11 protein-coding genes are annotated in these 11,895 nt (G+C 59.3%); 7 read left to right on the forward strand and 4 right to left on the reverse strand.

Annotation, left to right across the window (positions count from 1 at the left end; translation table 11 throughout):
• Nucleotides 1-129: 129 nt before the first annotated feature.
• The 5 genes from AC2FH9_RS18625 to AC2FH9_RS18645 all read left to right on the forward strand — a co-directional run bounded on the left by AC2FH9_RS18625 (nucleotide 130) and on the right by AC2FH9_RS18645 (nucleotide 6,732).
• Complete coding sequence (locus AC2FH9_RS18625; RefSeq protein ID WP_496872561.1) at nucleotides 130-1,320, forward strand: aminotransferase-like domain-containing protein; 1,191 nt, start codon at nucleotides 130-132, stop codon at nucleotides 1,318-1,320.
• A 44-nt stretch (nucleotides 1,321-1,364) separates the two neighbouring features.
• Entirely contained in the window at nucleotides 1,365-1,772 is a 408-nt protein-coding gene (locus AC2FH9_RS18630; RefSeq protein WP_496872563.1) for a hypothetical protein, read from the forward strand.
• 140 nt (nucleotides 1,773-1,912) lie between these two features.
• On the forward strand, nucleotides 1,913-5,368 hold the full coding sequence (locus AC2FH9_RS18635) for a chromosome segregation SMC family protein (protein WP_496872565.1): 3,456 nt from the start codon (nucleotides 1,913-1,915) through the stop codon (nucleotides 5,366-5,368).
• A gap of 54 nt (nucleotides 5,369-5,422) precedes the next feature.
• Nucleotides 5,423-5,773, forward strand: a complete 351-nt coding sequence (locus AC2FH9_RS18640; RefSeq protein ID WP_281973514.1) for a hypothetical protein — start codon at nucleotides 5,423-5,425, stop codon at nucleotides 5,771-5,773.
• Nucleotides 5,774-5,934: 161 nt separating this feature from the next.
• Nucleotides 5,935-6,732, forward strand: coding sequence for a class II glutamine amidotransferase (locus tag AC2FH9_RS18645; RefSeq protein WP_271951405.1), 798 nt, complete (start codon nucleotides 5,935-5,937; stop codon nucleotides 6,730-6,732).
• A gap of 20 nt (nucleotides 6,733-6,752) precedes the next feature.
• On the opposite strand, the gene AC2FH9_RS18650 is transcribed toward AC2FH9_RS18645, so the two are convergent.
• Genes AC2FH9_RS18650 through cobD form a run of 3 tightly spaced genes read right to left on the reverse strand, consistent with a single transcriptional unit; the run spans nucleotide 6,753 to nucleotide 9,810 of the window.
• Nucleotides 6,753-7,916, reverse strand: a complete 1,164-nt coding sequence (locus AC2FH9_RS18650; RefSeq protein WP_496872566.1) for a lytic murein transglycosylase — start codon at nucleotides 7,914-7,916, stop codon at nucleotides 6,753-6,755.
• An 11-nt stretch (nucleotides 7,917-7,927) separates the two neighbouring features.
• Complete coding sequence (gene cbiB / locus AC2FH9_RS18655; protein ID WP_496872567.1) at nucleotides 7,928-8,848, reverse strand: adenosylcobinamide-phosphate synthase CbiB; 921 nt, start codon at nucleotides 8,846-8,848, stop codon at nucleotides 7,928-7,930.
• On the reverse strand, nucleotides 8,845-9,810 hold the full coding sequence (cobD, locus tag AC2FH9_RS18660; RefSeq protein ID WP_496872568.1) for a threonine-phosphate decarboxylase CobD: 966 nt from the start codon (nucleotides 9,808-9,810) through the stop codon (nucleotides 8,845-8,847). Before cobD ends, cbiB begins: the two co-directional genes overlap by 4 nt.
• A gap of 182 nt (nucleotides 9,811-9,992) precedes the next feature.
• Between cobD and AC2FH9_RS18665 the strand changes: the two genes are divergently transcribed.
• Nucleotides 9,993-10,355: a response regulator transcription factor gene (locus AC2FH9_RS18665; RefSeq protein ID WP_271951393.1), complete on the forward strand. Its 363-nt coding sequence runs from the start codon at nucleotides 9,993-9,995 to the stop codon at nucleotides 10,353-10,355.
• Here AC2FH9_RS18665 and AC2FH9_RS18670 read toward each other — a convergent pair.
• Complete coding sequence (locus AC2FH9_RS18670) at nucleotides 10,337-11,326, reverse strand: glutathione S-transferase family protein (protein WP_496872569.1); 990 nt, start codon at nucleotides 11,324-11,326, stop codon at nucleotides 10,337-10,339. The genes AC2FH9_RS18665 and AC2FH9_RS18670 overlap by 19 nt on opposite strands.
• 212 nt (nucleotides 11,327-11,538) lie before the next feature.
• Between AC2FH9_RS18670 and AC2FH9_RS18675 the strand changes: the two genes are divergently transcribed.
• Nucleotides 11,539-11,892, forward strand: a complete 354-nt coding sequence (locus tag AC2FH9_RS18675) for a hypothetical protein (protein ID WP_142639206.1) — start codon at nucleotides 11,539-11,541, stop codon at nucleotides 11,890-11,892.
• Nucleotides 11,893-11,895: the final 3 nt, after the last annotated feature.

The raw sequence follows: 11,895 nt of genomic DNA on the forward strand, positions 1-11,895 counted from the left end.
GTCAATTCATATGACCACGTATCCGGGCCTGGTTCAAGCAGGGGGGTGGAGTTGAATTTAGGTCAGCAATATTGACATTATAAAATTTGCACCTAGGGTGGGTCGCAACAGGGCAGGAGGAGGCCAAGGATGACCCAGAATCTGTTTGCAACGCGCGCGTCCCGGATGAAAGCATCGGAAATCCGCGAGTTGTTGAAACTTCTTGATCAGCCGGGAATCATCTCGTTCGCCGGCGGCATCCCAGACCCAAACCTGTTTCCCACCGAGGCCTTTGCCCAAGCTTGTCAGGCCGCTTTGAATGCTGGGCCGCAGGCGCTGCAATATTCAGTCAGCGAGGGCTATGGTCCATTGCGCGAATGGCTTGTGCAGCATATGCGCGAGATCGGCGTCGATTGTAGTGTCGATAACATCCTGATCACCTCGGGATCGCAACAGGCCTTGGATTATCTGGGCAAGCTCTATTTGTCGCCAGGGGATACTGCGTTGATCGGCTGGCCGACCTATCTGGGGGCGATCAACGCCTTTGATGCCTACGAGCCCCGGTTCGACCGTCTTATGCTTAATGGCAATGGAGGTGCCGCCGAATATTCCGAAGCCGCAGGCGAGGGCGCGGTCAAATTCGCTTATCTGTCGCCTGATTTCGCAAATCCAACCGGTGAGACCGTTGACCTGCGTGGTCGAGAATACCTGCTGGATCTTGCCGATGATCTGAATATAGCGGTGATCGAGGACGGCGCCTATCAGGCTCTGCGCTATGAAGGAGATGCCATCCCTCCGGTTTTGGCGTTAGAACAGGCGCGAAAAGGGTCGATCGAGGTCTGCCGTACGATCTATTGCGGTAGCTTCTCGAAAACGCTGTCTCCCGGTTTGCGCGTTGGCTGGGTGGTGGCCGCCAAGCCCATTATCTCGCAACTGGTATTGGTCAAGCAGGCGGCGGATTTGCATTCGCCCACGTTGAACCAGATGGCGGTTGAGCAGGTTGCCCGCGCGCATTTTGACACGCACATCCCGCTTTTGCGCCAGACCTATGGTGCCAGGCGCGATGCTATGCTGGATGCGTTACAACAGAACATGCCCGATGGCGTTCAGTGGACGCATCCCCAGGGTGGTATGTTTATCTGGGTGACTCTGCCTACTGGTATGAACGGGGCAGACCTGCTGGCCCGTGCGCTCGACACAGTGAAACTGGCCTTTGTACCGGGTCGGGCCTTTTTCGCAGATGGCTCGGGCGCCAATACGATCCGGTTGAGTTTCTCGAACTCGGATGAGGATACGATCCGCGAAGGTATTCGCCGCTTGGGAATAGTACTTAGGGCCTGAGCGAAGGAAAGGTTCTGTTAACCAGTTTTGGCAATGATGCGGATATGATCCGGATTTTGTCTTTTCTGATGCTGGCTGCATGTTCGGCCGGGACCCCCCACTTTCGCGATGTTCATGCGACGCGTATCGCTGTGAATGGCAGCGTATTTGATGTTCGCTTGCGCGGAGATCTGGCCGAAGCCGTTCGGGTCAATTCGCAATATGCTCCGCGTCTTGGCCCGATCCGCGAACGAGCGGCCATGGCGATGGCTCAGGTCTCGGGATGCCCGATACTGGATGTCCTGGGCGACGCGGCCGTGACCGTTGGCGTTTTGGGTTGTGACCGCGCCATGGGCAAGCGGTTGCTGCTGACGGCGGTTTCAGTCCCGAATTACGAATGCATTGATACCGGGCTGTTTCAAGACCTTGGTGACGGCGACGGCTATCAGGTCTTTGAGTGTACAGCCTACTGAATCGCGCTTTTTCTTGCGGATTTAGGCAAGATGTTGTGGATAAGTGGGCCATATATCCCATATCCTGCGCGACTCCGTTGACTCACCCCCAATCCGTTGCGCAGACTTCAAAGGTATAGGAATCACGGGACCCATTGCCTTTGCGCTTTAGCAAACTCAAACTCACCGGCTTCAAAAGCTTTGTTGATCCGACCGATCTGATTATCGCGGATGGGTTGACCGGTGTTGTGGGCCCTAATGGTTGTGGCAAATCCAATCTGCTGGAAGCTCTGCGTTGGGTGATGGGGGAAAACCGACCCAAATCCATGCGCGGTGGCGCGATGGAAGATGTGATTTTCGCCGGGGCCGCCACGCGGCCGGCCCGCAATTTTGCCGAAGTTGTGCTGACCATGGACAACTCCGAACGGCTCGCGCCCTCGGGTTTCAATGACAGCGACCAGCTTGAGATTGTCCGCCGCATCACCCGAGATGTCGGCAGCGCCTATAAGACCAATGGCAAGGATGTGCGGGCGCGTGATGTGCAGATGTTGTTCGCCGACGCGTCAACGGGTGCACATTCTCCGGCGCTGGTCGGACAGAACCGCATTGCCGAACTGATTAACGCCAAACCCCGCTCTCGCCGCCGCATTCTGGAAGAGGCGGCCGGAATTTCGGGCCTCTATCAGCGCCGACACGAGGCCGAGTTGAAGCTGAAGGGTACCGAGGCCAACCTGACCCGTGTGGATGACGTGCTGGAACAACTGGGCGGACAGCTGGCGCAGCTGGCCCGTCAGGCGCGTCAGGCCGCCCGCTATCGCGAAATCGGAGAGCAGCTGCGCCAAGCCGAAGGCATGTTGCTCTATCGTCGCTGGAAAGAGGCCGACATGGCCCGCCAGCAGGCCGAGGAAAAGCTGCGCGAACGCCTGACCGAGGCGTCGCACGCCGAAGCTGATGCACGCTCTGCCGTCGCAAGTCGGGCGGAAATCGAAGAAACCCTGCCACCCCTGCGCGAGGAAGAGGCCATTGCCGCCGCCGTCCTGCAGCGCCAACAGGTGCAGCGGGATCAGTTGTCGGATCAGGAAACCCGCGCCCGTCAGACGATTGAGACATTGACCAATCGCATTCAGCAGCTTGGCAACGATATCGAGCGCGAGGCCGGGCTGAACCGCGATGCGGGACAGATGATCGAACGGCTGGAATGGGAAGCTCGTGAATTGGCCAAGGCTGCCGATGGCCACGACGAAAAAGTCGCCGAGGCCGCCGAGGTCGCGCGCGAAGCGGCCTCTGTCCTGCAAGACCGCGAAGACCACTTGTCACAAGAGACTGAGGATATGGCGCGTCTGGTTGCGCGCCACCAGTCCGGCCAGCGATTGGTCGACGACAGCCGCAAAACGCTGGCCCGCTCGGAAGGCGAAGAGGAAAAGGCCCGCGCTGCGGTGGATGAGGCGAAAGCAGCCCTGACCCGCTCGGCCGAAGCATTTGAGGCCGCGCAAGAGGGTGAAGAAGAGGCTCGCGAGGCCTCTGAAGCCGCCGAAGAGGCACTGGCCGCCGCTGACGAGTTACGCAATGAAACCCAGGGCCGCGAGGCCGAGGCGCGTGCGAAAAGATCCGAAGCTGAAGGTGAGCTGGGTGCGATCCGCGCCGAGACCACAGCTCTGGCCAAGCTGGTTGAACGGGATACCGCAGAAGGCGGGCAGGTGCTCGACATGCTGCGTGTGGCTCCGGGTTATGAAAAGGCATTGGGCGCTGCGCTTGCGGATGATCTGAGGGCACCCTTGGTTGAGGGCGACGGGCCATCAGGCTGGGTTCCGGTTGCGGGTTACGATGCCGATCAATCGCTGCCCGATGGGGCCGAGCCGCTGGCGTTACACGTGTCCGGACCGGATCGCCTCAGCCGCCGGATCGCGCAGATCGGTTTGGTTGACGCGGATCAGGGCGCACGCTTGCAAGCCTCGCTTAAACCCGGTCAACGGTTGGTTTCGCGTTCGGGCGATCTGTGGCGGTGGGACGGATTCCGTGCCTGGGCCGAGGATGCGCCAAGTGCGGCCGCCCTGCGGCTTGAACAGCTCAACAAACTTGAGGCACTGAAACAGGAACTGGCCCGGACCGAGGCGCAGGCCGACGGGGCCCGCGCCGCGCACGAGACGCTGTCGCAACAACTGGCTGACGTGACCGAGGCTGACCGCCGCGCCCGCGAGGCACGCCGCGCCGCCGATCAGCGCATGGCTGAAACCGCGCGTCTGCTCAGCAGGGCCGAGGCCGATCGCAATCTGGCGCAGGGCAGGCTGGAAACGCTGGCGCTTGCCGTTGATCGCCACAAAGAGGATGCGATGTCCGCCCGTGCCCAACTGCGCGAGGCCGAGGGCGCCTTGACCGGTCTGGGCAATCTCGACAATGCCCGCGCGCAGGTCGAAGACATCAAGCAGACGGTCGAGGCGGCGCGGATCACGATGCTGACTCACCGCTCGTCCCATGACGAGCTGCGCCGCGAGGGCGAGGCCCGTACCCGCCGTACACAAGAGGTCACCAAAGACCTCAGCGGTTGGCGGCACCGCCTGGACAGCGCCGAAAAGCGGATCTCGGAACTGGCCGAGCGCAAGGAAAGTTCCGAGGAAGAGCTATCCGAAGCGATGGCTGCTCCGGGCGAAATCGCCGAGGCGCGTGAAGAGTTGAACGAATTGATTGAAACTGCCGAAGCCCGCCGGGCCGAGGCCGCCGACAAGCTGGCTGCCGCCGAGTCCCGCCAGCGAGAGATTGTGCTGGCTGAGCGCGAAGCGGAACGTTTGGCTTCGGAAGCGCGCGAAAGCCGTGCCGCCGCTGAGGCGCGCTGTGATGCCGCCAAAGAGGCCGTATCGGCAGCGGCCGAGCGTATCGCTGAGGATCAACAGCTAACCCCGAACCAGTTGCTGAACCAGCTGGATGTGAATCCCGACCAGATGCCGGCTGCCGATGCTCTTGAGGCCGAGGTCAACCGCCACAAACGCCAGCGAGATGCGATGGGCGCGGTAAACCTGCGTGCCGAAGAGGACAGCAAAGAGGTTCAGGAAGAATTCGACACGCTGAACGGCGAAAAGGCCGATCTCGAAGAGGCGATCAAAGCGCTGCGCAGCGGCATCTCCAGCCTCAACCGCGAAGGACGCGAACGGCTATTGACCGCGTTTGAACAGGTGAATTCGAACTTCGCCATGTTGTTCAAGCATCTCTTTGGTGGTGGCGAGGCCAATCTGGTCATGGTCGAAAGCGACGACCCGCTGGATGCCGGCCTTGAAATCATGTGCCAGCCGCCGGGCAAGAAACTGTCGACGCTCAGCCTGCTTTCGGGTGGTGAACAGACCCTGACCGCGACGGCCCTGATCTTTGGCGTCTTTCTGGCGAACCCGGCTCCGATCTGTGTTCTGGACGAGGTCGATGCTCCGCTGGATGATGCCAACGTGACCCGGTTCTGCGACCTTCTGGACGAGATGTGCCGCCAGACCGACACACGGTTCCTGATCATTACCCACCACGCGGTGACCATGGCGCGGATGGATCGTCTGTTCGGCGTCACCATGCAAGAACAGGGTGTCAGCCAGCTGGTCTCGGTTGATCTGAAGAAAGCCGAACAGATGGTCGCCTGACCTCTCACTGCAACGTTATGAGCGGTTTCGTAAGAATTGGGTTAGGCTGCTGCCATGACCCGTTTCCTGATCATCGCCCTACTGACTGCTACCCCTTTAGGGGCCGCGGAATGGACGACCAAGCCCGATGACGTCCCTCTGACCCAACAAGAGTTGACGGCGCTGGCGGGTCGGACGCTGACCTTTTATGATGACGGGCAGTCGCGATACTCGGCTGGCGGGGCCTATTCCTATACCTATGCCAGCGGAGAATCCGCGTTCGGAACCTATTCCATCGCGGAGGATGGCAGTATCTGCGTGCAATACAGAAACGGGTTCGGTCGATGTGATCTTTATGTCCTGAGTGCTGGACGCCTGATCCTGATCACGGAAAAGGGAGAGCGTTTCCCGGTACGGCCCGAGTGACATTCAAGAAACCGGGCAACTGTTGAAATTGATCTGAATATTTGGATTTTTGGTGGTCATTTAATCGTAATATTTCAAAATTAGATGGAGATCAGGGGCGAATTCTCACCCCGCGTTGTTGTAATTTCCCGTATCAACAACGGATCAAAAGAGGCGGGTCGATGTGCAGATTTCTGGCTTGGGCGGGTGCGAAACGGTTTCTGGACGAACTTGTTATGGACCAGGAACAGTCGCTGGTGCATCAAAGCAGAAATGCCCTGATTGGCAAAACGCCGATCAACGCGGATGGTTTTGGGTTGGCCTGGTATTCCGGGCGCGAAACGCCTTGTTTTTACAAAGACACCAACCCGGCTTGGTCGGATGCCAACCTGAAACAGTTGACCCATCACACGAAATCGCACCTGTTCCTGGCGCATGTACGTGCCTCAACAGGGACTGCCACGTCGCGGAACAACTGCCATCCCTTTGGCTGTGGTAAGTGGAGCTTTATGCATAACGGGCAGGCCGGCGGCCATGACCGTATCCGCCAACAGCTTGACGGGATGATACCTAGCCACCTGTACGATCATCGCCTTGGCGCAACTGAAAGCGAGGCGATTTTTCTGATTGCCCATGGCGAAGGGTTGGACGCCGAACCCATCGCCGCGATGGAGCGTGCGGTGCACCGTGTCGAGGTGCTTGCCCGCGCTAAAGGAAGCCTACCCCATATGCGCTTTGCCGCCTGCTGGTCCGATGGAGATCGCCTGTTTGCTGCGCGCTATGCCTCGGACCGTTTCGCACCCAGCCTGCATTACAGGCCCTGCGATGATGGGATCATTATCGCGTCTGAGCCGCTGGATGCGAAGAATGGCGATTGGGCCGAGATCCCGGCAAATACCGCCATCGAAACACGCGGCGATAGGCTGCAGATGCATGTGTTTGAGCCGAACGGGCGATCTTTGGACGCCGAAGTCGCCTAGATCGCCGTATCGAAGAGCGACTAGAGCCGGTTCAACAACTCAGCCGTTGGCCAGGCATCCGCAGGCAGGCCTAGTCGTGCTTGCTCTGACTGGACAGCCGCGCGGGTCCCTGCGCCCAGAATCCCGTCGATCTTGCCCACATTATGGCCGCGCGCCTGCAGCTTGCTTTGCAGCTGCTTCATCTGTGCACCCGATAAGCCTTGGGCCGCGTTGCCCGCGTCATAGACCTGTGCCCCTTCAAGCCGGGTGCCGAAATAGGCTGCGGTCAGCACATAGACAAAGCTCTGGTTCCATTCGAAATACACATCAAAATTTGGATAGGCCAGAAAGGCAGGCCCGTTATGCCCTTGCGGTAGGATCAGCGAGGCGGGCAGGTTGGTGAGGGACCCGTAGTGTGCCTGAACGCCCATCGCCTGCCAGTCAGAAACCGAACGCGGTTTGCCCGGGCCCGATAGCGACCAATCCATCCGTGCGGGTACGGTGACCTCTTGCAGCCAAGGCTGCCCCGGTTGCCAGCCCAGATGCGACAGCATCTTGGCGCCCGACATAAGCGCATCGGGCGCAGAGGTCTTTAGCGAAACCTTGCCGTCACCATCGCCATCGACCCCGTTTTCCAGAATGTCTCGGGGCAGCATCTGCACCATTCCTATCTCGCCAGCCCAAGCACCTGACGTGCGGGCCGGGTCGAAATTTCCCCGGCTGTACAGCTCAATCGCAGCGAACACCTGAGGCCGGAACAATTCTGGACGACGGCAATCATGCGCCAGTGTCACCAGCGCATTGCGGGTGTTGAAATCCCCCTGAAACGACCCGTAATCCGTTTCGAACGCCCAAAATGCCAACAGCACCCCGCGCGAGACACCATATTGTTGCTCGATCCGGTCAAACACCGCGTCGTATTTGCGCGACATGGCCTGACCCCGGTCGATCCGGTTTTGTGAAATCAGGTGTCGCGAAAAATCAATGAACGGTTTCTGGAACACGCCCTGTGCCCGGTCGGCTTTCAATACCGCGTTGTCTTGTTGCACACCTTTGAAGAAGGCATTGACGGTGGATTTGTCAAAGCCTTGCTGAACGGCTTCGGCCTTCAACCCCTTCACGAAGGAATTGAAACCCCCGCCACATTGGGCAAGCGCAGGTGAAGCAAACAAGGCGGCGGCAACAAGGCCGGAAAGAAAACGCATGGACAGGTCCGTCAGATTATGAAGCTGACCCCAACCCACACTGACACGAGGCCAAGCGCAAGCCCCCATATCCTCCAAAGCATGTCACATGCGCGGAAAATTTCTGGCGCACCGATTTCGCGCGAGGCTTCGCCGTTGACCCAGGCCAGATCCCTGATCTGCCCGTCATAGCTGCGCGGCCCGGCAAGGGCCACGCTCAGCGCGCGTGCCATTGCCGCCTCGGGCCAGCCAGCGTTGGGAGAGATATGGCGGCGCGCATCGCCCACCATCTGCTCCCATTTCGCCCATTGGTTTGACAAGATGACGATCAACAGAAAGGTCAGTCGTGCCGGGATCAGGTTCAGGACATCGTCCAACCGCGCAGCTGCCCATCCGAAATCACGGTATTTATCCGTGCGATAGCCGACCATGCTGTCGGCGGTATTGATCGCCTTGTAGACCAGAAGCCCTGGCAGGCCACCCACCAGAAACCAGAAGGCCGGCGCGATGACTCCGTCGCTGAGGTTTTCAGCCGCGCTCTCGATCGCGGATCGGGCGACCTGTGCTTCAGTCATGTCCTTGGTGTCACGTGACACGATCATGGCGACCTTCGCGCGCCCATCGACCAGCGAGGTCTGCAAACCCTCGCCAACAGCGCGGACATGTTCCACCAGCGATTTTTGTGCCAACAGCACAGCGCAGATGATGGTGCCGATGATCGGGCCAAGCAAAGACAGAAGCCCCCCAAGCCCAGCGGCACCTGCGACCAGCAGCGCGGCAACAGCTATGCCCTTGAGGCGACGGTACGAGCCATGGTTCAGGCGGTCGTCAAGCCACCCGATGAGTTTACCAATCATAACGGCGGGGTGCCGGACGCGCGACCACAGCCAATCCGGCTCGCCCAGTGCAGCATCCAGACACATGGCGCAGACTAAGATAAAGGCGGTGCTCACAGGGCCGCCTCAAGCCGCGCCCAGCCATCTGCCGGTGGCAGGCCAAGGCGTAGATAGGTTTGCGAATAGGGAAATATGCGGCTCCAGATATGTGCGCGGGCCAGACGGTCTTGCCAGGCGCTGGCATCGTCGACCTGATAGAGCCGAAACAGACTGGTGCCGCCGATCAGCTGCGCGCCTTTCTGGGTTACCATCCGGTCCATCCGGGTGGCATCCGCCGCCAATAGCCGCCGGGTCTCGTCGGCCCAGGCTGTGTCGCGCAGCGCCCGCTCTCCGATCCGCAAGGCGGGGCCTGAGACTGCCCACGGCCCGGTCAGATCGTTCAATCGTGCGATCAGCTCGGGGCGTGCGATGGCAAATCCCAGCCGCAGCCCCGCCAACCCCCAGAACTTGCCAAAGCTTTTCAGCACCACCACACCGGGCCGGTCGGCAAGATGGATCAGCGAGGCATCGGGCGTGACGTCGCAAAAGCTCTCGTCGATGATCGTCAGGGGGGCATCCACATCGTCCACGCTCCAGATGCGCCCATCGGGGTTGTTGGGGTGGACGATCACGCGCGCCTCTACTGGGCCGGAGTTCTGTAGCGTCCAGCCCTGCGCGGCAAAGGCGGCGGCATGTTCGTTATAGGTCGGAGTGGTAATCTGAACCCGGCCGGTTGCAGCCAACGCAGGAATGCGGGCGATCAGAGCAGATGCGCCGGGTGCAGGCAGGATCTCTGCACCCTCGGGAACTGACCAGAAATTGCGGGCCGCATCGGCCAGCCGTTCAAATGCGCCATGGTCGGGCAATTCCATCCAATCCGATGGGGTGAGCCCGGCAACCTCGTATGGAACCGGATTGATTCCGGTGGACAGGTCGATCCAATCGGTTCGCTTACCGCCATAAACTGACATGGCCCCATCCAGCCCACCGCCATGGTCCCGAGCGGCCCGCGGATTCAAATCTCTATTTTCGCGCGCCATCGGGCCCCTCGCCGGAATCACCAAATTTTGCCTGTTTCAAGCGGATTTCTGCCAGTTTTACAAGCAAATCCGCGTGATCAGGGGCGTGCTCCGGCTCGGTTAACACTTTGTTAATGAATTGGCGTGAACACAAACCTTAGGGGTCGGCACCACTCACCATAAATGTGCCGAGGTTGTTGAGAATGAATGTATTGATTGTTGAGAGTAACCCCGATTTGGGTCGGGTTTGGAAAAGGCATCTTGAACGCCAGGGTGCCGATGTCACGCTTGTGGCCGGTCAGGAGGATGCAATCCTCGCCCTGTATGGGGCCGAGTTTGAAATCATTGTTCTGGATTTGGTGCTGGAGACCGGCAGCGCTTTGGCCGTGGCTGACTTTGCCAGCTATCGCAGGCCCGAGGCTCGTGTGATTTTCGTGACCAACACCACTTTCTTTTCGGATGGCTCGATCTTTGCCCATAGCCCGAATGCCTGCGCCTATGTGCAAAGCGGCACGCCGCCAGAGGATCTGGCGGCGATGGTTGAGCACTACGCGGCGGGACGCTGATCGCGCCCGTGGGGCTCCAGATAGTTCAGGATCGGGTTCGTCGGGATGATCCGGTGCGGGTTGATGCTCTCATGGCTGTAGTGATAGTGGCGCACGATATGGTTTAAGTTCACGGTCCGCGCGACACCCGGCCACTGGTACAGCTCGCGGGTATAGGCCCACAGGTTGGGATAGTCGATCAGACGCCGCCGGTTGCATTTGAAATGCAGATGGTAGACCGGATCAAACCGGATCAGCGTGGTGAACAACCGCCAGTCGGCCTCGGTGATGCGGTCGCCCATCAGATAGCGGCTGGTGGACAGCCGGTCTTCGAGCCAGTCCAGCGTGTCAAAGAGCGGGCCAACGGCTGCGTCATATGCCGCCTGGCTGGTGGCAAAGCCGGATTTGTAGACCCCGTTATTGATGTCGGAATAGATGCGGGCATTGACCTGTTCGATTTCGTTACGCATCGCCTCGGGCCAGTAATCATCGGTGTTCCCGGTGATCCCGTCAAAGGCCGAGTTGAACATCCGGATGATTTCCGAGCTTTCGTTCGAGACGATGGTTTCCTGTTCCTTGTCCCACAGGATCGGAACGGTTACGCGCCCCGAATAGGTCGGGTCAGCCTTGGTATAGATTTGGTGGGCATAGTCCATTCCGTACAGTACGTCGCCCGCCGCCCCGTGTTCGTCGGTTGCAAATGTCCATCCCTTGTTCAGCATGTCGGGGTGTACGACCGAAACCGGGATCAGATCGGACAGCTCTTTCAGTTCGCGGAATATCAGTGTCCTGTGGGCCCAGGGGCAGGCATGGCTGACATAAAGGTGATACCGGTCGGGCTCGGCATTGAAACCATCTTTGCCAGAGGGGCCGGCACTGCCATCGGCGGTCAACCAGTTGCGAAACTGCGCCGCGCTGCGCTTGAAGGCGCCGCCTGTGGATTTGGTATCATACCACGTGTCATGCCATTTGCCGTCGACCAATAGGCCCATGGTTGGATCCTCCGTAATGCGGTTTCCCGGAACATACGCTTTGAAGGGGACCGATCCTATGCGAGCCGCCGCGCATTGTGCCTGCGTTTTCGCACAGGTTGGAATGGGATTTCCGTGCAACAGGTTTGGATTCGACCGCGTTGAGTGATCGGCTTCACTGGATTTTTACAGTCTACGTTCCAAAATAGAGTCCGCTGCGGGGGAGTTTTGATATGAGTACCTATGTTTCCAAAGAAATCAGCGCCGAATTGGATGCTGCGCGAATCGCGAGTCTGAAGAAAACCAGCCGACTTCGTGTCGAATTGGGTGACAATACCTACAAAATTCTCCGATTGTGGAAGGATGGCTTCACCGTAGAGGCTGCAACCACGCCTCGATTGCGCGGATTGGTCGATATCTACGATGGCGCGCGTCACTTATATCAATGCCTGATCATTGCCGATGAATGTGAGGCAGGCGAAATGCGCTATGAATTCAAGCGCAGCACGGCCGCCTCCGACAAGGCCCCATTGGATTTCTATCGATCTCCGGACGCGCCCATCGCGCTGCTTGGAAACAAGGACTAGGCT

This window comes from Ruegeria sp. CDSC081 (assembly GCF_059610485.1).